General features: G+C 63.5%; 24 protein-coding genes. 10 read left to right on the forward strand and 14 right to left on the reverse strand.

Annotated elements, in window-relative coordinates:
- Positions 1 to 86 precede the first annotated feature (86 nt).
- Positions 87 to 1,229 carry a class C beta-lactamase gene (gene ampC / locus QCL51_RS11385; RefSeq protein WP_021782367.1) on the reverse strand — a complete coding sequence of 381 codons (1,143 nt, stop codon included), beginning with the start codon at positions 1,227 to 1,229 and terminating at the stop codon, positions 87 to 89.
- A gap of 106 nt (positions 1,230 to 1,335) precedes the next feature.
- Here ampC and QCL51_RS11390 point away from each other — a divergent pair, with 106 nt between their 5' ends.
- Entirely contained in the window at positions 1,336 to 2,337 is a 1,002-nt protein-coding gene (locus tag QCL51_RS11390; protein ID WP_021782368.1) for a bile acid:sodium symporter family protein, read from the forward strand.
- 39 nt (positions 2,338 to 2,376) lie between these two features.
- Here the strand turns inward: QCL51_RS11390 and QCL51_RS11395 are convergent, their stop codons facing one another.
- On the reverse strand, positions 2,377 to 2,970 hold the full coding sequence (locus QCL51_RS11395) for a DUF4157 domain-containing protein (RefSeq protein WP_021782369.1): 594 nt from the start codon (positions 2,968 to 2,970) through the stop codon (positions 2,377 to 2,379).
- Positions 2,957 to 3,520, reverse strand: a complete 564-nt coding sequence (locus QCL51_RS11400; protein WP_021782370.1) for a TetR/AcrR family transcriptional regulator — start codon at positions 3,518 to 3,520, stop codon at positions 2,957 to 2,959. Before QCL51_RS11400 ends, QCL51_RS11395 begins: the two co-directional genes overlap by 14 nt.
- 89 nt (positions 3,521 to 3,609) lie before the next feature.
- On the opposite strand from QCL51_RS11400, the gene QCL51_RS11405 reads away from it, so the two are divergent.
- Together QCL51_RS11405 and QCL51_RS11410 are read left to right on the forward strand one after the other, a co-directional pair.
- The gene (locus QCL51_RS11405; protein WP_021782371.1) at positions 3,610 to 4,341 is read left to right on the forward strand and encodes an SDR family oxidoreductase; all 732 of its coding nucleotides are present in this window, start codon (positions 3,610 to 3,612) and stop codon (positions 4,339 to 4,341) included.
- 29 nt (positions 4,342 to 4,370) lie between these two features.
- The gene (locus tag QCL51_RS11410; RefSeq protein ID WP_103444512.1) at positions 4,371 to 4,985 is read left to right on the forward strand and encodes a 2-hydroxychromene-2-carboxylate isomerase; all 615 of its coding nucleotides are present in this window, start codon (positions 4,371 to 4,373) and stop codon (positions 4,983 to 4,985) included.
- Here the strand turns inward: QCL51_RS11410 and QCL51_RS11415 are convergent.
- The 5 genes from QCL51_RS11415 to QCL51_RS11435 all read right to left on the reverse strand — a co-directional run bounded on the left by QCL51_RS11415 (position 4,958) and on the right by QCL51_RS11435 (position 8,758).
- Positions 4,958 to 5,257 (reverse strand): hypothetical protein, encoded by a 300-nt coding sequence (locus QCL51_RS11415; protein WP_230849508.1) that lies wholly within the window; start codon positions 5,255 to 5,257, stop codon positions 4,958 to 4,960. The genes QCL51_RS11410 and QCL51_RS11415 overlap by 28 nt on opposite strands.
- A 2-nt stretch (positions 5,258 to 5,259) precedes the next feature.
- A complete protein-coding gene (locus QCL51_RS11420; RefSeq protein ID WP_003248033.1) occupies positions 5,260 to 5,805 on the reverse strand; it encodes a cupin domain-containing protein in 546 nt (181 codons plus the stop codon).
- An 81-nt stretch (positions 5,806 to 5,886) separates the two neighbouring features.
- Positions 5,887 to 7,092, reverse strand: coding sequence for an MFS transporter (locus QCL51_RS11425; protein ID WP_103462419.1), 1,206 nt, complete (start codon positions 7,090 to 7,092; stop codon positions 5,887 to 5,889).
- Between the two features lie 83 nt (positions 7,093 to 7,175).
- Positions 7,176 to 7,709 (reverse strand): cytochrome b, encoded by a 534-nt coding sequence (locus QCL51_RS11430; protein ID WP_021782375.1) that lies wholly within the window; start codon positions 7,707 to 7,709, stop codon positions 7,176 to 7,178.
- Positions 7,706 to 8,758 carry a catalase family peroxidase gene (locus QCL51_RS11435; protein WP_103462420.1) on the reverse strand — a complete coding sequence of 351 codons (1,053 nt, stop codon included), beginning with the start codon at positions 8,756 to 8,758 and terminating at the stop codon, positions 7,706 to 7,708. Before QCL51_RS11435 ends, QCL51_RS11430 begins: the two co-directional genes overlap by 4 nt.
- A 124-nt stretch (positions 8,759 to 8,882) precedes the next feature.
- Here QCL51_RS11435 and QCL51_RS11440 point away from each other — a divergent pair, with 124 nt between their 5' ends.
- Together QCL51_RS11440 and QCL51_RS11445 are read left to right on the forward strand one after the other, a co-directional pair.
- Entirely contained in the window at positions 8,883 to 9,404 is a 522-nt protein-coding gene (locus QCL51_RS11440; RefSeq protein WP_275966978.1) for a sigma-70 family RNA polymerase sigma factor, read from the forward strand.
- Complete coding sequence (locus QCL51_RS11445; RefSeq protein WP_275966977.1) at positions 9,401 to 10,153, forward strand: anti-sigma factor; 753 nt, start codon at positions 9,401 to 9,403, stop codon at positions 10,151 to 10,153. Before QCL51_RS11440 ends, QCL51_RS11445 begins: the two co-directional genes overlap by 4 nt.
- Before the next feature lie 40 nt (positions 10,154 to 10,193).
- Here QCL51_RS11445 and xthA read toward each other — a convergent pair whose 3' ends face one another.
- Complete coding sequence (gene xthA / locus QCL51_RS11450; RefSeq protein ID WP_020192971.1) at positions 10,194 to 11,006, reverse strand: exodeoxyribonuclease III; 813 nt, start codon at positions 11,004 to 11,006, stop codon at positions 10,194 to 10,196.
- 162 nt (positions 11,007 to 11,168) lie between these two features.
- On the opposite strand from xthA, the gene QCL51_RS11455 reads away from it, so the two are divergent.
- From QCL51_RS11455 to QCL51_RS11465, 3 genes are read left to right on the forward strand one after another with little or no spacing between them, the layout of a single operon-like run.
- Positions 11,169 to 11,819: a GNAT family N-acetyltransferase gene (locus QCL51_RS11455; protein WP_004576713.1), complete on the forward strand. Its 651-nt coding sequence runs from the start codon at positions 11,169 to 11,171 to the stop codon at positions 11,817 to 11,819.
- 52 nt (positions 11,820 to 11,871) lie between these two features.
- Positions 11,872 to 13,614 (forward strand): autotransporter assembly complex family protein, encoded by a 1,743-nt coding sequence (locus QCL51_RS11460; protein WP_031322093.1) that lies wholly within the window; start codon positions 11,872 to 11,874, stop codon positions 13,612 to 13,614.
- Entirely contained in the window at positions 13,611 to 17,285 is a 3,675-nt protein-coding gene (locus tag QCL51_RS11465; protein WP_275966975.1) for a translocation/assembly module TamB domain-containing protein, read from the forward strand. The genes QCL51_RS11460 and QCL51_RS11465 overlap by 4 nt, the downstream gene beginning before the upstream one ends.
- 19 nt (positions 17,286 to 17,304) lie before the next feature.
- Here QCL51_RS11465 and QCL51_RS11470 read toward each other — a convergent pair whose 3' ends face one another.
- The 4 genes from QCL51_RS11470 to QCL51_RS11485 form a co-directional block, all read right to left on the reverse strand.
- Complete coding sequence (locus tag QCL51_RS11470; RefSeq protein ID WP_021782383.1) at positions 17,305 to 17,859, reverse strand: DUF2589 domain-containing protein; 555 nt, start codon at positions 17,857 to 17,859, stop codon at positions 17,305 to 17,307.
- A gap of 75 nt (positions 17,860 to 17,934) precedes the next feature.
- Positions 17,935 to 18,579, reverse strand: a complete 645-nt coding sequence (locus QCL51_RS11475; RefSeq protein WP_021782384.1) for a DUF2589 domain-containing protein — start codon at positions 18,577 to 18,579, stop codon at positions 17,935 to 17,937.
- 61 nt (positions 18,580 to 18,640) lie between these two features.
- A complete protein-coding gene (locus QCL51_RS11480; RefSeq protein ID WP_021782385.1) occupies positions 18,641 to 19,021 on the reverse strand; it encodes a Mor transcription activator family protein in 381 nt (126 codons plus the stop codon).
- Between the two features lie 251 nt (positions 19,022 to 19,272).
- Positions 19,273 to 19,731, reverse strand: a complete 459-nt coding sequence (locus tag QCL51_RS11485) for a hypothetical protein (RefSeq protein ID WP_103444508.1) — start codon at positions 19,729 to 19,731, stop codon at positions 19,273 to 19,275.
- Between the two features lie 150 nt (positions 19,732 to 19,881).
- On the opposite strand from QCL51_RS11485, the gene QCL51_RS11490 reads away from it, so the two are divergent.
- Complete coding sequence (locus QCL51_RS11490; RefSeq protein WP_003248064.1) at positions 19,882 to 20,070, forward strand: hypothetical protein; 189 nt, start codon at positions 19,882 to 19,884, stop codon at positions 20,068 to 20,070.
- A 36-nt stretch (positions 20,071 to 20,106) separates the two neighbouring features.
- Here QCL51_RS11490 and QCL51_RS11495 read toward each other — a convergent pair whose 3' ends face one another.
- On the reverse strand, positions 20,107 to 20,481 hold the full coding sequence (locus tag QCL51_RS11495) for a fe2+ zn2+ uptake regulation protein (RefSeq protein ID WP_021782387.1): 375 nt from the start codon (positions 20,479 to 20,481) through the stop codon (positions 20,107 to 20,109).
- Between the two features lie 196 nt (positions 20,482 to 20,677).
- On the opposite strand from QCL51_RS11495, the gene QCL51_RS11500 reads away from it, so the two are divergent.
- A complete protein-coding gene (locus QCL51_RS11500; RefSeq protein WP_338444856.1) occupies positions 20,678 to 22,990 on the forward strand; it encodes an acylase in 2,313 nt (770 codons plus the stop codon).
- Positions 22,991 to 23,060: the final 70 nt, after the last annotated feature.

Consider the following 23,060-nt stretch of genomic DNA (forward strand, 5'->3'; position numbering starts at 1 on the left):
AAGGGCGATGAACGGCGTCAACCGTTTTGTAGTGATTTTTTTTGCTCACTACATTCTGTCGTTTTGTCCGACAATCACAGCTCGCGTCACAAGCCGGAAAGGATGTCGAAGGCGGCTTGCACCCGCGCTTGGTTGGGGTAATTCCGATTGGCCAGCAACACGACTGCCAGCTGTTCTGCGGGTACAAACGCGGCATACGCGCCGAAGCCATTGGTGGAACCAGTCTTGTTGTACCAGGCTGCCGGTAGCGCGGGCAGGGCCGGCTGCAAGCGAGTGGTTGCCTGCGGTTCACGGATCAGCAGCGAGCTGTTGCCATCGATCAGTGTGCGCAGCGTGACCGGGTAGGGGTAGCGTTCCCAGCCCAGGCCTTGCGTCATGGCGCCGACCTGGAAATAGCCTTGCTGGGTAATGGCGGTGGCTTTCACCAAGGCCGGCGGCAGGCCCTGCGGCTGCATGTGCAGGCGCACATAGCGCAGCAGGTCGCTGGCGCTGGTTTTGATGCCGTAGGCCTCGTCGGCGTAAGGGCCCGGACCCATGCGCACCGGCTTGTCGGCGGCGTCATACCCTTGGGCATAAAGGCCCTGGGCGCTGGCCGGAACCTGAAGGTAGGTATTTTTCAGGCCCATCTTCGTCAGCAGGCCCTCATTCATCAGCGTGGAAAACGGTTGGTGCTGCGCACGGGCGGCAAGGTCACCGAACAAGCCCAGGCTGGGGTTCGAGTAGCAGCGCTGGGTGCCGGGTTTGGCGCGAGGTTGCCAGTGGCGGAAGAAATCGACTACCTGTTGCGGCGTTTGCACAGATTCGGGGAACTGCAGTGGCAGGCAGTCGGCGCTATAGGCGCCCAGTTCCAGCACCGTTGCGTCGCCGATGGGGGCGCCGGCCAGTGCCGGGTGGTAGCGCTTGGCCGGGGCCTGGAGGTCAAGCTTGCCCTCGGCGCTGGCAAGCGCGGCCAGTGTGGCAGTGTAGGTCTTGCTCAGCGAACCAATCTCGAACAGCGTATCGCGGCTCACCGGTACGTTGTCGGCCTTGCTGGCCACGCCGTAGCTGAAGTAATGCGCGTGGTCGCGTGCATAGATGGCCACAGCCATGCCGGTGATGCCTTGTTCCTGCATGAGCGGGCGGATGATCTGGTCGACCTTGGCCTGTAACTGGTCGTCGGCCTGGGCGCTGGTATGGCCAAAAGCGAGGGTGATGGCGGCTGCAAGTACAGCCAGACGTGGGCGGAACATGGTGGGTCCTTTTGTGGAGCGTGTCCGTTGAGCGATATCACTCGGGGTTCCGGCGTTAGCGACGGAGAGCCAAAGAACTTATCGTCTGCCCAGCCACCATGACAAGATGGATACAGTGATGAAGTATTTGCGCATGTTATTTGACAATTTCACCCTGGCCTTGCTCGGTGTGGTACTCATCGCCACCGTGCTGCCTTGCTCGGGCGATGGCGCGGTATATTTCGGCTGGCTGACCAACCTGGCCATTGGCCTGTTGTTCTTCCTGCATGGCGCCAAACTGTCGCGTGAAGCCATCATTACCGGTGCCGGGCACTGGCGCCTGCACCTACTGGTGTTCTCCTGTACTTTCGTATTGTTCCCACTGCTGGGCCTGGCGTTCAAACCTCTGTTCGTACCGCTGGTGGGTAACGAGCTTTACCTTGGCATCCTGTACCTGTGTGCCTTGCCTGCCACCGTGCAGTCGGCCATTGCCTTTACTTCGCTGGCCCGCGGTAACGTGCCAGCGGCCATCTGCAGCGCGGCGGCCTCCAGCCTGCTGGGTATCTTCCTCACACCGTTGCTGGTGATGTTGTTGCTGGGTGCCAGTGGTGATACGGGGTCCGGTCTGGATGCGGTATTGAAGATCACTTTGCAGCTGCTGGTGCCGTTCGTTGCCGGGCAGATCGCGCGGCGCTGGATCGGTGCCTGGGTCAAGCGCAATGCGCGCTGGCTCAAGGTGGTGGACCAGGGTTCGATCCTGCTGGTGGTGTACACCGCCTTCAGTGAGGCCGTGGTTACCGGGCTGTGGCACACCGTATCGCCGCAGCACCTGGCGGGGTTGTTCGTGGTGTGCGCAATTCTGCTGGCAGTGGTGCTGTTTGGCACACGCATGCTTGGCAAGGCGCTGGGCTTCGACCTTGAGGATCGCATCACCATCCTGTTTGCCGGCTCCAAGAAAAGCCTGGCCACGGGGGTGCCCATGGCCCAGGTGTTGTTCGTGGGCAGTGGCATTGGCGCGATGATCTTGCCGCTAATGCTGTTCCACCAGATACAGCTGATGGTGTGTGCTGTGCTGGCGCAGCGCTATGCCAGCCGTGACCAGGCGGTGGAAGCCTCGGCGGTGTCCTGAACGCCTTCGCGCTCCCATGCAGGAGCGCAATGGCAGCGATCAGCGGGCCTGGCCTGAACGACGCTCGCGCAGCGCCTTGCCGACTTCGGCCTCGATCTTGTAGGCCGGCCCCTCCAGGTCGTCGAAGTTGCGCGTATAGCGTCGGGCAAACTCCTCCACGCCCAGTTCCTGATACTGCTGCACATGCTTGAGCTCGTGCGCCCACAAGGCAACGTTGTCCTCGGCATCGGCGGCCCGGCGGAAGATGATCGTGTCGATCAGTGTAACGGCGTTCACATCGGGGTTCTGCAATAGCGCATTGGCTGCGCTCATTTGTTGCTCATCCCCCACCCGAAAGCGCGCCGCGTCGAGCACGGCAAAGTCATACCAAGGTTCAAGCTGCGCCCGGATATGCAACGGAATCGGCTGCACACCGCTGGCCGTGGCTTCGTCACGGGCCTGGCGCAAGGCGTAGGTCAGGCTGGACGAGGCCATGACCTCCACATCCTTGAGGATCTGCCCGGCCTGGCCTGGGTCGATCGGGGCGCAGAAACAGCCCATCAGGCACACCTGATACTGCCCGGGCGGGCAGGCCTGTTCGGCATGCGCTGGCAGGGCCAGCAGCAACCCCAGCAGCGCACTAATCCGCCTCATGCAGGGCCTGTTCGACAAACTGGCGGCTGGCGCCCAGTACTTGCGCTTGCACGCTTTCACTGGCCAGCATGCGCCCGACCAGCAATGCCCCTACGCACTGGCTGATCAGCACCCAGGCCAGTTGCTCATCCTCCAGGGTTGTGCTCCAGGCCTGGTGCAGTTCTACCAGCCAGTGCTCCGCCACTTCACGCACCGGTGTGTCGGCCCGGGCGATTTCCACACCCAACGGCGGCAATGGGCATCCACCTTCGGCATTGCGCAGGTGGGCCAGGCTCAGGTACTGCTGCAGGCAGCGGCCAAGGCGTTCGCGGTTGGCGCCCTGGCAGGCCAGGCGTATCAGGGGGCTGTTGCTCAGCTCCTGGCGTACCACCTCGGTAAACAGGTCGTCCTTGGACGGGAAGTGGTTGTAGAAGGCACCGCCGGTCAGGCCGATCGCTTTCATCAGCCCGGCCACGCCGGTACTGGCAAACCCCCCGCGCTTGGCCAGCGCGCCGCTGCTGGCCAGCAGCCGTTCGCGGGTTTGCTGTTTGTGTTCGTTGGAATAGCGCATTCACATGCCTCGACAGACAGGCTTGACGATGACCGCGATCATAGCATAGCGTTCGTTTACTAAACGATCATTTACCCATGGAGGCAGGCATGTCAGAACAACAAAAAGTCGTGCTGGTGATCGGGGCGGGCGACGCCACTGGGGGCGAAATCGCCAAGCGCTTTGCGCGTGAGGGTTACATTGCCTGCGTAACCCGGCGCCAGGCCGACAAACTGCAGCCGCTGCTGGAGGAAATACAGGCCGCTGGCGGCCGGGCCTACGGTTTTGGCTCTGATGCGCGCAAGGAAGAGGAGGTGGCCGCGCTGGTGGAGACTATCGAGCGTGATATAGGCCCGATTGAGGCATTTGTCTTCAATATCGGTGCGAATGTACCGTGCAGCATCCTCGAGGAAACCCCGCGCAAGTACTTCAAGATCTGGGAAATGGCCTGCTTTGCCGGTTTCCTCACCGCGCAGGCGGTGGCCCGGCGCATGGTTCAGCGTGAGCGTGGCACCCTCCTGTTCACCGGTGCTACAGCCGGCACTCGCGGTGCAGCCGGTTTTGCCGCTTTCGCCGGGGCCAAGCATGGCTTGCGTGCCTTGGCACAGAGCATGGCGCGCGAGTTGGGGCCACGCAACATCCATGTCGCCCATGTGGTGGTGGACGGTGCCATCGACACGGTCTTCATCCGCGACAGCTTCCCCGAGCGCTATGCCCTCAAGGACCAGGATGGCATCCTTGACCCGGCGCACATTGCCGACAGTTACTGGTTCCTGCACGCCCAGCCCCGCGACGCCTGGACCTTCGAGCTGGACCTGCGCCCCTGGATGGAACGCTGGTAAACCCCCGTTAACTCGCAAGGACCGTAACCATGCACACGTCTGTCGATTTCTTTTTTGACCTGGGCAGCCCAGCCAGCTACCTGGCCTGGACCCAACTGCCGAACCTGTGCGCCCGCCAGGGGGCCGCGCTGCACTACCGGCCAATGCTGCTTGGCGGGGTTTTCCAGGCTACCGGCAATGCTTCGCCGGCCATGATCCCGGCCAAAGGGCGCTACATGTTCACCGACCTGGCCCGCTTTGCCGAACGCTATGGAGTGCCGTTCGGGATGCCGCCGGGCTTCCCGGTCAATACCCTGACTTTGATGCGTGGCGTGACGGGTACCCAGTTGCATTCACCGGATCGGTTCGAGGCATTGCTAATGGTGCTGTTCACCGGGCTGTGGGTACAGCGCCGCAACCTGAGCGACAGCGCTGTGCTGAATGAAACACTCGCGCAGGCAGGCTTCGACCCGCAGGTTTTTCATGCCCTGGCCGCTGACAGCGAAGTAAAAGCCGCGCTAAAGCAGGCGACCGAGGCCGCTGTGGCGCGCGGGGTGTTTGGCGCGCCCACCTGTTTTGTCGGTGATGGGATGTTCTTCGGCCAGGACCGCCTGGACTTTGTCGAGGAGGCGCTGCGTCAGAGCGCCAACAGCCTCTCCAGCTGAGTGCGCTCCCACAGGCTGAGCAGGTCGGTGGGGTTGGTGCCATAGCGCTGCCAGTGCTCGAGCCCGGCCTGTTCGCCGCCGGGGGCTTGGCAATGAACGCAATGCGCCAAGCCCTCAGTATCCAGGGCCAATGTCAGTTGCCAGCCCTGGATACCGACATCGACCAAGCCGCCCTCGCGGCGTGCAACCACCTCAAGGTGATGCACGCCAAGCGCCACATTGCGCAGGCACTGGTAGACATCCCGGGCGCTCAGTGAACGTCTGTGGATCAAGATCAGAAATTCGCCGGCGTGTTGGCGCTGATGATCTCGGCCTCATCCGGGCCGATGTTCTTGAAACTGTGCGGCAGGGTCGTGGGGATGTAGTAACCGTCGCCCGAGTTGAGCACGCTGACCTGGCCGTCGACCCACAGCTCGACGGTACCACGGGTGACCAGCCCGCATTCTTCGCCTTCAGCATGCACGATCGGCTCGCCAGAGTCGGCGCCGGGTGCGTACAGCTCACGCAGCATGCGCATCTGCCGGCCTTCGACGCTGGCGCCGACCAGCAGCATGCGCAGGCCATTGCGGCCCAGGTCGGGTTGTTCGCCACCACGGAATACGTAGCGTTCCTCACGCACCGGCTCGTCGAAGCTGAAAAACTCCGCCAGGCTCATGGGAATGCCCTCGAGCAGTTTTTTCAGGGAGCTGACCGAAGGGCTGACGCGATTCTGCTCGATCTGCGAGATCGTCGAATTGGTCAGCCCGCTGCGGCGGGCCAATTCCCGTTGGGAGAGGTTGTTGCGTTCACGCACCAGTTTGAGTCGCGTCCCCGTGTCCATAGCCGCCTTGTAATCAGAGGTGTCAATAATAATGAGCGATGCGCATTAAAACACACTCTGCGCCCTTGCGCGCTGTGCTTCTCAAACCCGCTGCTCACGCGGCATTGGCCACAGCCCGACCAGCAGCAACAGCACGGCCACGGCCAAGAATGGCAAGCGTGGATCAAGGGCATACACCAAGGTACCGGCGAGCGGCCCGATCACCGCGCCCATGCCTTGGGCGGCGCCAATGGAGCCGGCTGTGGCGCCTTGTTCGGAGGCCTGCATGGCATTGGCCGCCAGTGCCGAAAACGCCGGGAACACGAAGCCCATGCCCGCTGCCGCAACAAAATAGCAAGCCCACAGCCAGGGGGCCGTGGTGGCCAGTGAGCCACAGGCAAAGCCCAGTGCCGATACCGTGGCACCCACCCGGATCATCTTCAGCGGTGGCCACTCCAGTTGGCGCAGGATCACCTGTGCCAGCATCAGTGCCACACCCACGGTGGTCAGGGCGATGCCAGCCGCCTGGGCGGCTTCGGCAGGGCCCAGATGCAAGCGGTCAAGGGCAAAGAAACCGACGATGATCTGCGACACGGTCACACTGAGCATGGCGCTGAATGCCACCAGCAGCGGCCGGCGCAGGCGCGGGTCGTTCAGCCGCACCGGACTGGGGGCGTGGCTGTGCGGCAGCGCCTGTGGTTTGAGGGTAAAAAACAGCACGAGGAAGGCAGTGGCCGGCAGCAGCGACATGATATGGAACGGCAGGCTCAGGCTGTGACGCGCCAGCAGTGCGGCCAGTGCTGGCCCGACCACCAGGCCGACGGCGTTGGCCGCCCCCAGTGAGGCCATGGCCCGCGCTCGGCGTTGCGGCTCGACATGGTCGGCGATCAGCGCATTGCAGCCTACCGGGATGGCGGCATAGAAGGCGCCGATGCAACCGCGCGCGATCATCAGGCCGATGAACGCCAAGGTTGCCCCCGGCAGCCAGCGCAGTGCGCCTTCGACGAACAGGCACAGCAGCCAGTAAGCCAGGGTAAAGCCGGCGCTGCCCAGCAGCAGGATGCGCCGGCGGCCCAGGCGGTCTGCCGCGCGGCCCCAGGGCCGGGCCAGCAGCACCCAGACCACGCCGGCCACGGTTATGGCGGCGCCGGCTTGCCAGGTGGCCATGCCAAGCTGGCGGGCTATCGGGCCGATCAGGGCAACGAAGGCCATCATCGACATGGTGCAGGCCATGTTGGCCAGCAGCAGCGGGCGCAAGTCCAGGGTGCTGGCAGGCAGAAGGGTTGCAGGATCCTTTGCGACGTTCATGAGCGGTCCAGGGCAGTGCGGCAAATAAAAGCCGATATTATTAAGAACTATTATCGAGTGTCGAATCCCTGGGCTGCTGCAGCTCAATCACTGCGGCGCAGGGGGCCAGGCCACATGCTACGCAACACACCGTCGCGGCGCACCCACGCGTGCATCAAGGCTGCACCCACATGCACCAGCACCGTGGCGAACAGCAGGTAGCCCGCCCAGCCATGGGCCTGGCGCAACACGGCATACAGTTGAAGGTTGTGGGGGGCAATGGCGGGCAAGCCGAGCGGGCGCGGGTAATCGCCGGCCGACAGCATGGCCCAGCCCAGCAGCGGCATGGCCAGCATCAGGCCATAGAGCAGCAGATGCGAGGCTCCGGCGGTCCAGCGCTGCAGTTTTGGCAGGTCGTTCGGCAGGGGCGGATGAGGTAGGGTCAGGCGCGCAGCAATGCGCAGCACCACCAGCACCAGCAGGGCCAGGCCGGTGGCCTTGTGCAGGCTGATCAGCACCGGGTGGCGTAGCGACAGGTCGGCGACCATGCTCACACCGATGAACAACATGGCCAGTATCAGCACGGCCATCAGCCAATGCAGCAAACGGGCAAAAGGGTGGAAGGCTTCAGGTTTCATGGCTTGGCTCCGGTGCTGAGCGATTCGCGGCTACGGCGGTTGAACGATTCCGAATAGGCGGCCGAGCGGGCGGCGAGGATCGGATCGGCCGATGCCTCTATACCGCGCGGCAGGATCAGCGGGTCGAAGTTGAGGTCGCGGCAGGCCCCTTGCTCGGGGGCGTCTACCTGTTCCAGCACCAGGGTGCCGGCGTCCACGCTACGCCGCTCGGTGGGCCACGGCCGGGCAGGGTCGTCCACGGCGTCGCCCGGTTCGGCCAGCACCAGACGCAGCTTCCAGCGCAACGGGCCTTGGGCAAGGCGTTGCTGCAAGTCGTGTTGCAGGAATTGCTTGTCATCAACCTGGGTGGGCAATGCCGCAAATGCAGTTTGTGGCTCAAGCTGCCAACGCACCGGGTGGGCCGCGCCAGCTGCGTCGATCAGGCGGAAGGCATTGATACTGTGGTATTGCGTGTTGGCGAAGCTGTCGCTGGGTTTGTAGCCCGCCGCCCATTGGCGAAACGCCGCGCTTTCCGGGTGGGCGGCAAAGAACGCCTGCAGCTTGCCAGGGTCCGGTTTGCCGGTAGCCGGGTCTGGTGTGCTCGCCAGTACTTGCTGGTAGAAAGCTTGCGGCGTGCTGACTGCCAGCACCGGTGGGTTGTTCATGCCCGTCCGCCAGACCTGACCGTCGTCGGTGCTTAGCTGAATCGCCAGGCTGCGAACGGGTATAGCGGTATCCGGGGCGAACGGGTTGGCACCGCCGATGGCAAAACGGCCCACCACCGGCACCCGTTGCTGGCTGAAGGCGCGCGCCGTGGACAGGTTGGCGGCCTGCCCGCTGGCCTGGAAGTAGCCGCTCACGCACAAGCCCTTGGCGTGGTTCTTGCGATAGCCGGGGTAATGCCCGGCCTGGGCTTCGAAGGTGTCGATGATGCGCTGTGGCGTCAGTCGGGGTTCGCCGAGCCAGCCGGCGGCATAGGCAAAGCCGGCACCTGCGGCCAGCATCACGCCGCCAATGGCGGCCAGGCGCAAGGCTTTGGCCGGGCCGTGCAAGGGTGTGTTCATGGTCATTGTCCGGTTCAGTGAAGGTGCCAGTACGACGGGGCAGGGAAAAAGTTATTCCCTCATCGGGAATAGAATTTGTTCAGAGGCGTCTGCCCTTTACACTGACAACCCCAGAGGCCGGTACCTGACCATGCACGATTTGGACGACCACCAGTGGCGCGAGCTGCTGGCCCGCCTGCGCCGCTTTGCCGTGTGGCTGACCCGCGAGCCGGGCAGCGCCGACGACCTGGTGCAGGCGACGGTCGAGCGGGCCCTGAGCCGCCGCGACCAGCAGCGCGACGCTGATGCTCTGCGTGCCTGGCTGTTCACCATCCTTTATCGACAGTTCCTCGACGGTAAGCGTCGCGAGCGCTTGCATGCGCGCTGGCTGTCCTGGTTCGGCCGCAACGAGCGCGACGAAGAGCCGGCGGGTGACAACATCGAAGCCATCGTCCTGGCCCAGGCTGACCTACAGGCCTTTGCCCGGCTGTCGGCGGAGCAGCGTGCCTTGTTGCTGCTGGTCAGCATCGAAGGCTTGAGTTACAAGGAGGCCGCCCAGGCTTTGGGCATCCCCATCGGCACTGTGATGTCGCGCCTTTCGCGCGCGCGCAATGCCTTGCGCGAACTGACCGAGGACAACCCCCAGCCCCCGGCCTTGCGGAGACTGAAATGACGCGCCTGATCCCCAGCGATGATGAATTGCACGCTTACGTCGATGAGCGCCTGGAACCTGTGCGCCGGGCCGAGGTGCAGGCCTGGCTGGCGGCCAACCCGCAAGCTGCGGCACGGGTGGAAGGCTGGCGCGCCGATGCCCGAAGGCTGCGCACAGCGCTGGCCGGATTGGGCGAACTGCCCGGCGCGGCGCAGTTGGACCTTGGCCAGTTGCGTCGGCAACTGCGCCAGCGTCGGCAGCGACGCTGGGCTGCGGCGGCGGTGGTGATGCTGGCGTTGGGTGTGGGGGGCTTGGGCGGCTGGCAAGCGCGCGATGCAACCCTTGCACGAGCCGACCTGCCCATGGCTGATGCTGTTCAGGCACACCGTTTGTTCGCCAGCAGTGAAGCACTGGATATCCAGGCCAGTGATCCTGGGCAGCTGCGCGACTGGCTGGGGCGCCATTTCAGCCGGGTGGGCCAGTTACCGGACCTGGCCGGCTACGGCTTCAAGCCAGTGGGCGCGCGCTTGCTCAGCAACGAGCAAGGGCCGGCGGCGCTGTTGGTGTTCGAGGATGGCAAGGGCCAGCGCATCAGCCTGTTCCTGCGCTCGCCGGGCGACCTTTATCGGCGCATGCCGGACGGGCAACGGGTCGATGGCCAGTTGGAGGCGCGGTACTGGTCGCATGGGGCTTATAACTTTGCCTTGGTCAGCGCAGCGGACGATGTGCGTGGAGCGGGGGTGGGGGAGGCGTTGAGGCTGGGGTTGTAAGTGTGGGCCCAAGGTGTGCAACGAGGGCCCACCACCAGAATCAGCTCAGTTCCAGCCAGATCGGCGCATGGTCCGACGGCTTTTCCATCCCGCGCAGTTCATAGTCCACCCCCGCTGCCTTGATGCGCGGCACCAGCGGTTGCGAGGCCATGATCAGGTCGATGCGCAGGCCGCGCTTGGGCTCGTCCTCGAAGCCGCGGCTTCGGTAGTCGAACCAGCTGAAACGGTCGGTCACGTCCGGGTACAGGTGGCGGAAGCTGTCTACCAACCCCCAGCCTTTCAAACGTTCCATCCACTCACGCTCTTCCGGCAGGAAGCTGCACTTGCCGGTCTTCAGCCAGCGTTTGGCGTTGTCCGGGCCAATGCCGATATCACAGTCTTGCGGCGAGATGTTCATGTCGCCCATCACCAGCACTGGATGGTCGTTGCGGAACTGGCTTTCCAGCAGTGCCTGCAGGTCACTGTAGAAGCGCTGCTTGGCTGGGAACTTGGTGGGGTGGTCGCGGCTTTCACCCTGGGGGAAATAGCCGTTCATGATGGTGATCGGGCTGCCGTCAGCATCGGCGAAGGTACCCCAGATGAAGCGGCGCTGGGCATCTTCTTCGTCGGTGGCAAAGCCCTTGTGCAGGCTCAGCGGCGCCTGGCGCGACAGCAGGGCCACGCCGTAGTGGCCTTTCTGGCCATGGTAGTGCACGTGGTAACCCAGTGCCTGCACGTCGGCCAGCGGGAACTGATCGTCGCTGACCTTGGTTTCCTGCAGGCCGATCACGTCCGGCTGGTGCTTTTCGATCAGCGCCGCCAGCTGATGCGGGCGGGCCCGCAGGCCGTTGATGTTGAAACAGACGATCTTCATGGAAAGACAATCCCGGTAAAAGGCGCGATGCTAGCCGACATCGACCTGCATCACCAGCATGGCGGCCAGGCGAGCCTGCTGCTAACGTGCTGTTGGGGGTGAACGAAGCGCGCTGGGGCACCTCCAAGGCACTGAACGCCCATTCCAGGAGGTCTTTCCGCAATGCCCGAAACCACAGCCGCCCCGGCCCGTGTCTGCCTGCTCGACGATGGTTACAGCCGCGAGGCACGTTCGCTGCTGTACAACGCCTACCGCCACGAGCCCACCTTCGCCTATATCTTCGAAGCCCAGCGCCCGGGGTATGAGCGGCGCCTGCGGGTGATGGTGCGCGAATGGGTGCGCCAGCACTTCTACCTGCAACTGCCCGCCATTGGCCTGCTGGTCGAGGACCGCCTGATTGCCCTGGCCCTGATCGTGCCGCCGCAGCGCCGGCTGGGCGTGGCCGACAGCTGGGCCTGGCGCCTGCGCATGATGCTGGGTACCGGCCTGCGCTGTACGCGGCGCTACATGGACTACCAGGCTGCGTTGGCCAGCTGTCTGCCCACTGACCAGGTGCATGTGCTGCCTTTGCTGGGGGTGCATCCGCAGTTTCAGGGCAAGCACTACGGCGAGCAATTGTTACAAGCCGTGCACGACTGGTGCGCGGAAGACCCAGGCACCCAAGGGGTGGTGCTGGACACTGGTAACGAGCACTACCTGGCTTTTTACCAGCGTCAGGGTTATGAGGAAATTGGCGAAGTAGCTGTAGGACCGATCCGAGAGAGGGTGTTCTTTCATCCTAATCCAGTCTCTTCAAAACCCGCTTTTGCCTGAACAGGCCGCCAGGCGGCTCCCTTGAGCGCCCGGCTCTGGTAGCATGCGCCGCATGACGTATTCAGGAAGATTGACCTGGGGCCTGGTTTTCTGGGTCGCCAGTTTCGCAGCATGGGGCCAGAGCGAGTTGTTGGTGAAGGTGAAGCCGGCCAACAAGGCGCTCAAGGCCAATGTCGAAGGCTATATAGGCACATTGGGTGACCGCGACGAAGAAGCACTTTTGCGCTTCAGTCGCGGGGCAGAGGAGCAGGCGCGCAAAGCGGCGCAGGCACTTGGCTACTATCAGGCGCAGATCGATACCGAGGTCAAGCCCGCCAGCGACGCAGACCATCCCCCACAACTGATCATCAGCATCAACCCGGGCGAACCGATTCGCCTGCGTAACGTGACCGTGCGCATCGAGGGCCCAGCCAGCGAGATGAAGGCCTTCCGCGTGCCTGACAGCAAGGCGCTGCGGGCGGGTGAACAACTCAATCACGGCCATTACGAGGATGCCAAGCGGTTGATCCAGAACCAGGCGTCGCGCTATGGCTTCTTCAGTGGGCGCTTCAGTAGCCAGCGCCTGGCCGTCGACCCGCAAGCCGGTGTGGCCGATATCGACCTGGTCTATCAGAGTGGCCCACGTTATCGCCTGGGCGCCGTCACGTTCGGTGGCGACACGCCGCTGGACGAGGACCTGCTGCAGCGTATGGTTTCGTTCCAGCCGGGCACCCCTTACGACTCGGAACTGATCGCAGAACTGAACAACGACCTGCAATCGAGCGGCTATTTCGAAGGCGTGCGTGTTGATGCGGCGCCCACTGCTGCTGTGGGCGAAGACATCCCGGTGGATGTTCACCTGGAAACCCGTAAACCTCGCACCATGGGCCTTGGCCTGGGCTTCTCGACCGACGTCGGGCCGCGTGGCAAGGCCAACTGGACCCGCCACTGGGTCAACCCGCAAGGCCACAGCTATGGCTGGGAAACCGAACTGTCGGCACCGCGCCAGAACGTCGGCCTGTGGTACGACATTCCGCTCGACCCGCCGCTGACCGACAAGCTGCGCTTTGCCGGTGGCTACCAGAATGAGGAGCTTGCCGGTACCGACTCGCTCAGCAAGCTGTTGACAGTCGGCCCCGAGTGGCACAGCAAGCTGCCCAGTGGCTGGCAGCGGGTGATTTCGCTCAAGTACCAACGCGAAGAATATCGCCTGGGTGACGACTCCGGTTTGAGCAACCTGCTGATGCCGGGCGTCAGCTATTCCTTCCTGCGCAGTGACAACCGCATCGATCCGCACAACGGCTATCGCCTGCAGTTCGATGTTCAAGTCGCCAAGGAAGGGCTGGTTTCCGACACCAACCTGCTACACGGCAACGTATTGCTCAAAGGCCTGACCACGCTCGGCCACAACCACCGCTTTCTCGGGCGCGTACAGTTTGGCGGCAGTGCGACCAATGGCTTCAAGAACAACATTCCGCCGTCGCTGCGGTTCTTCGCGGGTGGCGACCAGAGTGTGCGCGGTTATGACTACCAGACCCTGTCGCCGAAGAACAGCGACGGTGACCGTATTGGTGGGCGCTATCTGGTGGCAGGCAGTGTCGAGTACCAGTATTCGCTGACCGAAAAATGGCGGGTCGCGACGTTCGTCGACCAAGGCAACTCGTTCAACGACCTGGAGCTGCCCAGCCTCAAGACCGGTGTCGGCTTTGGTGTGCGCTGGGTATCGCCGGTCGGGCCGCTGCGCCTGGACCTGGCCAAGGCGCTGGATGACGAAGGGGGCATTCGCCTGCACTTTTCCATGGGGCCCGAGCTGTGAAACGCGTGATCAAACATATTTCACTGGGCCTGCTTGGGGTCGTCGCGAGCGTGGGCCTGGTGCTCGGCTTGCTGCTGGGTACCCAGGCTGGCAGCCGCTGGGCACTGGGCAAGGTGCCTGGGCTTGAAGTGGCCGACTTCCAGGGGCGCCTGGCGGGCAGTTGGCAGGCCAGCCGGCTGAGCTGGGCCGACGCCGGCAGCAAGGTAGAGTTACAAGCGCCGTTGCTGGCCTGGTCGCCGGCTTGTTTGCTGCGCGCTACCTTGTGCATTGACCGGTTGCAGGCAGACCGCATTGACATGGCCTTTGCGCCAAGCACCGAACCGGCCGAGAGCGGTCCGCTGCAATTGCCGACGCTGCGGTTGCCGGTGGCCATCGAACTGGGCGAGGTCAAGGTCGGGCAGTTGCGCCTGGATGGCAGTGACCTGCTTGGCGACTTGCAACTGGCTGCGCACTGGACCCACAGCGGGATACGCATCGACAGCCTGCGGCTGCTGCGCGACGACCTGCAATTGAGCCTGCAGGGTGACCTGCAACCCGAAGGCGACTGGCCGGTGCAATTGCAGGCGCAGTTGCAGTTGCCTGCGGTAGACGAAAAACCCTGGCAACTGGCGCTGACGGCCAATGGCCAATTGCAGAAGACGTTGGAACTCGCCGGCACCAGCAGTGGTTACCTCGATGCCACATTGAGTGGGCAGTTGCAGGCATTGGCCGAGCACCTGCCGGCGACCTTGAGCATCCGCTCCGAGGCGTTCAAACCGGCTGGTGCGTTGCCTGACACCATGCAATTGAACGCGCTCGAGCTCGATGCCAAGGGCGATCTGCTCGATGGCTATCAACTGTCTGGCAGGGCCAGCCTGCCGGCCGAGCAGTCACCCATCGCCTTGGTCCTGTCCGGACTGGTCAACAGTAAAGGGGCCAGGCTCGATGCCCTCGACCTGACCGCCAGCGACAGCCAACGGGTCAAGCTGCAAGCCACGGCTGACTGGCAGCAAGGCCTGAGCGCCGATGCGCAGCTGGACTGGCAGGACTTCCCGTGGTTGCGCCTGTATCCACTGGAAACACCCCCCGAGGTCACGCTCAAGCGCTTCAATACCCAAGTGCATTATCGCGATGGCAATTACCAGGGCACCTTCATGGGTGACCTGGATGGCCCGGCGGGAGCATTCAGCATAACCAGCCCGTTCGAAGGTGACCTCACCCAGGTGAAACTGCCACAGTTGGCGCTGACCGCCGGCCAGGGCAAGGCAGCCGGGAGTGTCGCCTTACGTTTTGCCGACACCCTGGCCTGGGAGGTCGACCTGCAGCTGTCCGCGCTCGACCCGGCCTATTGGCTGGCCGAACTGCCCGGTACCTTGGCGGGGCCACTGCGCAGCAAAGGCGAACTGAAAGGCGATGCGCTTACCCTCGACGCCCAGCTTGACCTCAAAGGCCGCCTGCGTGGCCAGCCAGCCATGCTCAAGGCCGAGGCCCAAGGGGCAGGGCAGAGCTGGACCCTGGGCGCACTGGCTATCCAGCTGGGTGACAACCGCATCAACGGCAGTGGCAGTCTGCAACAGCGCCTGGCGGGGCGAATCGACCTCGACCTGCCGCGCCTGGGCCAGCTGTGGCCAAGGTTGCAAGGCCGGGTCAAGGGTCGGCTGGATGTCGCCGGCACCTTGCAGGCCCCGCAAGGTACGCTGAGCCTGCAGGGCCAGCGCTTGGCCCAGGCCGAAAACCGTCTGCAGCAGCTGGACCTGGATGCGCGCCTGGACAGCGCCCAGCGCGGTGTACTCGAGCTCAAGGCAACCGGTATCCACCTGGGTGACACAGCCTTGGGCACGTTGCAGGCCAACGGCAAAGGCGACATTCGCCAGCAGGCCTTGACCCTGGCGCTGGACGGCCCGCAGCTCAAGCTCGACCTTGGTTTGGATGGCCAGTTGAACAAAGGTGACTGGCGCGGGCGCCTGGCCAGTGGCCGAATCCAGGCCGGCGGCCAGGACTGGCAGTTGCAGGCGCCTGCACGTCTGCAGCGGCTGGCCAGCGGCCAGCTCGACTTCGGGGCCCACTGCTGGCGCTCCGGCCAGGCAAGCCTGTGTGGCGATGATCAGCGGCTCGCCCCCGAACCGCGCCTGCGCTACCACCTCAAGCAGTTCCCGCTGGGCAGCCTGGCCCAGTGGCTGCCGAAGGACTTTGCCTGGCAAGGCCTGCTCAATGCCGATATCAACCTGGACATCCCGGCCAGCGGCCCCAAGGGCACTGTCGTTGTCGATGCCAGTGGCGGCACCCTGCGCGTGCGCGACAAAGGCCGCTGGATCGATTTCCCTTATCAGGCCCTGCGCCTGGACAGCACGCTGGCACCGCGGCGCATCGATACGCGCCTGGCGTTTCGCGGTGAGCGCCTGGGTGAGCTGAACGTCAACGCCCGGCTCGATCCGCTGGGCAAGAACAAACCGTTGTCGGGTGATTTCCGCCTGGCCGGGCTGGACTTGTCGGTGGCCCGTCCGTTCGTGCCCATGGTCGAACGCCTGGCCGGGCAGCTCAATGGCAGTGGTCGGCTTTCAGGCACCTTGCTGGCACCACAGGTCAACGGCAACCTGATGCTCAGCGGTGGCGAAGTCAGTGGTGCCGAGCTGCCGGCCAGCCTTCAGGACCTGTCATTGCAGGCGCTGATTGCCGGCGAGCAGGTGCAGCTCAACGGCAATTGGCGCAGTGGCGAGGCGGGACGTGGCCAGTTGAGCGGCAACCTCACCTGGGGGCAGGCACTGGGCATGGACGTGCGTCTGCAAGGTCAGCAACTGCCGGTCGCGGTCGAGCCCTACGCCACACTGGAAGTTGCCCCGGACCTGACGTTGCGCCTGATCGATGACAAGCTGGCGGTGACCGGCAAGGTGCAGGTGCCCAAGGGCAAGATCACTGTGCGTGAGCTGCCGCCGTCCACGGTCAAGGTGTCGGATGACACGGTAATCGTCGGTCACCAGACCGAGGAAGGCAAACCACCCATGGCAATGGCCATGGACATCGATGTCGAAGTGGGCCGCGAAAAGCTGTCATTCAGCGGCTTCGGGCTTACTGCCAACCTGCTTGGCCATGTGCACATCGGCGATAACCTCGATACCCGTGGTGAACTGAGCCTGGCGGACGGCCGCTACCGTGCCTACGGCCAGCGCCTCACCATACGGCGGGCGCGACTGCTGTTCGCCGGACCGATCGACCAGCCGTACCTGGACATCGAAGCGATCCGCAAGGTTGACGATGTGATAGCCGGTATCCGCCTGAGTGGCAGCGCCGAACAGCCGACGACCAAAGTGTTCTCGGAGCCGGCCATGAGCCAGGAGCAGGCGCTTTCGTACCTGGTATTGGGGCGGCCATTGGGCAATACCGGTGAAGATAACAACATGCTCGCCGAGGCAGCGCTGGGCCTGGGCCTTGCCGGGAGCGCCGGCATCACCGGCAGCCTGGCGTCGAGCCTGGGAATTGACGACTTTCAACTGGATACCGAAGGTTCCGGCAACAGCACCAGCGTGGTCGCCAGCGGTAACATCACCGAGAAGCTGAGCCTTCGTTACGGGGTGGGGGTGTTCGAGCCGGCCAACACGATCGCGTTGCGCTACAAGCTAAGCAAGAAGGTCTACCTCGAGGCCGCCAGTGGGCTGGCAAGCTCACTGGACATCTTCTACAAACGCGACTTCTAAGCCCGCAGCGTGGCGGCCATCAACGGACGGTGGCCGCCTCGATGAACTCGTTGGTGTCGGGTGAGGGTGGTGGAGTGGTGGCGCGTACCGGGACGATCAGGTTGGTGTATTCCTCGATCAACCGGTTCAGAGCCTCTGGCGGTTCGCTTGCCTGGAACTGCATGCGGATCTGCACTTCGTCCGGGTCTCGGTTTTCGCCCTGACGGCCTTGGCCGCCAATGGTGACCTTGAAGCTTGCGGTCTTGCTCTCGCTTGCGGTCAGCAGTGCCTGCTGCGCCTCGGTGCCTTTGACCCTTACCGACAGGTCGACCTGCATGCGCTCCAGGGCCAGGCCTTTCGGTGACACCAGCGCAAACAAGGGGACGCGCATGATGTGCTGCCCATCCATGGCCACCTCGACCATCTTGGCTTTCATGGGGGCGCCCAGTGCTTCAGTGTCGCATTCGAAAAACTGGTCAAACAGGTTGATGTACTGCTGGGCAATCAGGCTATTGGTGGCACTGGCGGCTTCTTGCAGGCCACGGGTAATTTCACGCAGGTCAATGGAGGTCATGGGGGCGGGGGGCTTTTGCAACGATTCGACTCCTCAGGCCAGGGTGTGCCCCTCCCAAAACCGGCAGGAGGGGCAATCGGGTCAAGCGCCAGCGGTTTACGGGGTCGGCAGGTTTGCAGGCGCAGGTCGTTTCAAGGTATCCGCCTGGGAGATTTCGTCCGGGCATTCCAGTTCGGCGGTTCGGACAACGGTTGGCTTGGTTGCGGCGTCAGTGAGGAACTCGATTACCCTCATCATCGCTTCGGGCGGTTCCTGACGTTTCAGGGTCGTGTTGAAGGCATAGCGGGCGCGGGTATCTGTTTTGCGGGTTTGCGTGGATTTGTGGCTCACGCTGCCTTTCACGTTCAGCCTGAACGGCCCCCATCCCAGTGAGCCGGTAGCTTCTGCATTCATGTCCTTGCTGGAAACATCTTCCGACATCTGGTTGATAACCAGCTCGAACTCTACATTACCCTCTTCGATGGAAATGTTCGGGTGGGTAATGGCCGCCATCAGCGGCACTTTCATGGTCTTGCTGACCACGCCTTTGTATTCGCCCTGTTCGTCGACGATGGTTTCGTCGTAGTCGAACTGGATGGCGACTGCCTTGCCATCCTGAACGCATACCTGCATCAGGAAGTCGGCGTACGATTTGCTGGCGGTTACCTGCGCCTGGACCATGGCCTGCAAGGGACCGGCGATCATGCGGTCCATCGGCAGGGCATTGATCACGGAGCCTATAAGGCTGTTATCTAACGACATATCGAGAAGCTCACTCTAGTGGGGTAAGTCAGCCGCAAATAGCAGCCAAGGTGTTCGGGCGTCAGCGCGTGCAAAGCTCCTGGCGCCGGATGTTGCCGATCTGCCGCAGGCTCAGGCCGTACTTGTTGGCCAGCAGGCTGCGGGACAAACCGTTGGCGCTTTCCTTCTGGATCTGCTGGTTGCGCAGCTGACGCAGAAAGTGGTCAGCCTTGGGGATCTCCAGGGCGACCCCGGCAAAGCGCTTGATCAGTGCGTCGAGCGCTTCGGCCGGCAGCACGTCAGCGAGCTTGGTGCGCTCGCGGTGCTTGGGGATGTACTTGGGCCTGCCACCGTAGGCGCAGGTCAGTTGGTAGGCGTTTTCGATGCCTATACAGTCGATCAGGGCCTGCAGCGAGTGGGGCAGTTGGCTGATATCGATCTGGCTCAAATCTGGCTTTTGCATATGGCGCTCCTTCGGGGTAGATGGGATGTGCGACCCGATCACCCGCGGCGTTATGTCGAAGGTGTGAGCAAATTCTGTGCGACAGCCGAGGCGCGTCGCTAGGCGGCATAGGGGTTGGGGGTTGTAGTTTCGGTGAACAGGATTTGCAGGCAGCGATATCTGGCGCTGTAGGAAATGGCGTCGACATCTGTCTGTGCCGCCTGGTTTCCTGTCGGGTCACTCGCAATGACGCGCAGTGGGTGCGGTACCCCTCAATCGCACGGGTAGCTGCTCAGCAAGCTGGCGCTACCCAGATAGGCTTGAGGGGTGGCGCGCATGCCCGTTGGCAGCGTGCGCCAATCGACCAGCAGGCACAGCGCGTGCAATGGCTGGCCGTTGCGCTGGCCGATGACCTGGTCGGCAAAGTGGCGGCGGTACAGTACCTGGGTCTGACGCAGTGGCTGTGCCTGGTCGGCCTGTGCCAGTGTCAGTCGGGCCAGGTCGGGCAAGCGGGTAGTGGGCACGCTGAAATGTACCGGTGCAGCATCGGGCTGCAGGTAGCCGGCCTGGCGTACGCGCTGCCACAGTTGTTGCCATTGGCTGGCACCGGCATGGGTGGCCAACTCGCGGCCCAGTTCGAGCAGGTGTTCGGCCGGCGTCTGCTGGGTGTCCAGTGCATGAAGGGAGAGCGGGGTCAGTAACAGCGATGCGAACAACAGGGGTTTGTACATGGTGCCTCCGGCGTGGGTGCTAGGAAGCCCCATGCTTTCAGGCTGACGTCACCCCACCCAGCAGGAAATCCAGCGCCGGGGGCGGTGACCGTTGTATCATTGCGCGGCTCGTTGCGAGCCATTTGCCCCTGATGTTGCAAGGAACATTCGATGACACATGTGCAGCGCCTCAAATATTCACTTCTGATCATCCTGGTGGTACTGGGCCTGATGCTGGGCCTGTCCCACCTGCAGAAGCAGGGCACGATCAGTGAGCAGACCTTCCAGATGCTGGCCATCGCCATTGCCGTGGTGGTCGTGGTTATCAACGGCATTCTGCGGCGCAAGGTCAAGCCCTGATCTGCGCGGGCCGGCCAGGCATGGCCGGCCATTCGCTCAGCGCGAGGGTGTTTGCTCCAGTACGGCGCGCGCCTGGGGGTTGAGCCTGTAACATTTGTCGCTACCCAGTTGTATGACACCTTCGGTGCACAGGCGCTTGAGCACTTCGCGCACACTGAGGAACGACAGCGGGATATCCAGTTGTTCCAGTTGTGCGTGCACCCCGCGCACGCCAATACTGCGGCCATTGCGGTCGGCGGCGTGCAAGGCGTCGATAACCTTGAGGCGGATCAGGCTGGTGCGCAGGCCGAAGGTGCGTAACAGCTCGCGGATCTGTTCGTTGCCGATTCGTTCTTCAGCAAATACGTCCTGTCCCTTGGACGCTTTGCCTGGCGCGCGCCCGGCCTGGATCGAGGTTTGCGGGTTGTGCATGCGAATGCTCCTTTTCGTGGACGAACCCGAAATGTGGGTGGCTCACTTACTAGGACGAATGAGAACGCAAAAACTGCAACCCATTCGTGAAAAAAAAGCCTGTTTCTCATCAAGACGTTCCATCGCCTTGTAATACGTAAAATATTCATCTGGCCATTCGTCTGATCGGGATGACCCCCGAACCCGAGGAGTGCCCGTGTTTCCATTTTGCCGTCCCATGACTTGCGCCGGCCTGGCCGCTGCCCTGGTGGCCTTCAGCGTCGGTGTGCAGGCGCAGCCCGCGCCAGCCGACGCCAGTGCCCAGATCCGTTACACCCGTTACGGCGTACCGCATATCGTGGCCAAGGATGAGCGTGGCCTGGGCTATGGCGTCGGCTATGCCTACGCCCAGGACAACCTGTGCCTGCTCGCCAATGAAGTGCTGACCGTAAGCGGCGAGCGCTCACGCTATTTCGGCGCCAAGGGCAAGACCCTGGAGCAGCGTGACAACCTGACCAGCGACCTGTTCTTCACCTGGCTCAATAGCTCAGCGGCGGTCGATGCCTTCCTGCAGGCGCAACCCGCGCCGGTGCAGGCGTTGCTGGCGGGTTATGCCAGCGGCTACAACCGGGCGTTGGCCGAACGCCGTCGTCAAGGGCTGCCCGCCGAGTGTGGCGATGGTGAGTGGGTGCGGCCCATCAGCAGCCAGGATCTGGTCAAACTGACCCGCCGTTTACTGGCCGAGGGCGGTGTCGGGCAGTTCGTCGAGGCGTTGGCGGGGGCGCAACCGCCAACGCTGACCAGCCAGCAATCGTCAGCGGGCTTTGCCGCCGCTTTGGCGCGTCAGGCGCGGTTCGCCGCAGAGCGCGGCAGCAATGCAGTGGCAGTAGGCGCACAGCGTTCAGCCAATGGCCGCGGCCTGTTGCTGGCCAACCCGCACTTCCCGTGGATGGGCGGCATGCGCTTCTACCAGATGCAACTGACCATTCCTGGCCAGCTCGATGTGATGGGCGCGGCGCTACCGGGCCTGCCGGTGGTCAACATTGGTTTCAACCAACACCTGGCGTGGACGCACACCGTCGACACTTCCAAGCACTTCACGCTTTATCGCCTGCAACTCGACCCCAAAGACCCGACGCGCTATATGCTTGATGGCAAGTCGCTGCCGATGGCCCGGCAAACCCTCCGTGTTGCGGTCAAGGGCGCGGATGGCCGCCTGAGCCAGATTGAGCGGCCGGTCTACAGTTCGCAGTTCGGCCCGGTGGTGCAATGGCCAGGTCGCCTGGACTGGGATGCGCGGGCGGCCTACAGCGTGCGAGACGCCAACCTTGAGAATTCGCGGGTGTTGCAGCAGTGGTACCAGATCAACCGAGCCGACAACCTGGCGGCATTGAGGGGATCGGTCGAGCAGTTGCAGGGTATCCCATGGGTCAACACGCTGGCGGTGGACGAAGGGGGGCGGGCCTTGTACCTGAACCAGTCGGTGGTGCCCTACGTCGACCAGCACTTGCTGGATGCTTGCAGCAACCCGCAGGCGCAAGGGCAGCTGGTGGTGCTGGATGGCTCGCGCAGTGCATGCCAGTGGAAAGTTGACGCGCAGGCGGCGCAACCGGGCATCTTCCCGGCGCGGCTGCTGCCAAGCCTGGAGCGAGACGACTTCGTGCAGAACTCCAACGACCCGGCCTGGATGGCCAACCCGGCGCAGCCGCTGACTGGCTATTCGCCACTGGTCAGCCGCAGTGACCAGCCGCTGGGCATGCGTGGTCGCTTTGCCCTGCAGCGCCTGCAAGGCAAAGCCCGGCTAGGGGTAGATGAATTGCAGCGCATGGTCACCGATGACGAGGTGTACCTGGCCAGCCTGGTGTTGCCAGACCTGCTGCAATGGTGCAAGGGTGCCAGTGCAGAGGTGCAGCCAGTGTGCAGCAGCCTGGCCGCCTGGAACGGCAAGGCCGACCTCGACAGTGGTATGGGCCTCGTGCACTTCCAGAACCTCTTCAATACGCTGGCTGAGGACCCGGAAAGCTGGCGAGTGGCATTCAACCCGGCCGACCCGCAACACACCCCGCGCGGCCTGGCTGTCGAGCAGGCGGTAGTGAGCAGGCGGGTACATCAGGCAGCACTGGCGTCGCTCAAGCAGGTCAGTGAAAGTGGCGTTGCCGGAGAGGCACGTTGGGGACAGGTGCAACAGTCCCTTGATGGCACGCCGGTACCGGGCGGCCCGCAGGCGCTAGGGGTGTACAACGCGATCTACAGCGTGCCGCATGGGCAGGGCAAGCGGCTGGTGGTGAGTGGCACCAGCTACCTGCAACTGGTCAGCTTTACCGACAAGGGGCCAGAAGCCCGTGGCCTGCTGGCGTTTTCCCAGTCGAGTGAGAAGGCTTCGGCGCATGCCAGTGACCAGACCAAGGCATTTGCGGCCAAGCAATTGGCGGTGATTCCGTTTACCGAGGCGCAGATCAAGGCAGACCCGGAGTATCGGGAAGTGGTGATCAGTGAGCGGGACAAAGGGGCGGTAGTCAGCCAGCCCTGAGGCGTCAGCCTGCGCCGGCCCATTCGCGGGTAAACCTGCTCCTACAGGGGCCTGCGGGCTTGCCCGCGAG

This window comes from Pseudomonas sp. LTR0 (assembly GCF_036630035.1).
Classification (GTDB): domain Bacteria; phylum Pseudomonadota; class Gammaproteobacteria; order Pseudomonadales; family Pseudomonadaceae; genus Aquipseudomonas; species Aquipseudomonas putida_Y.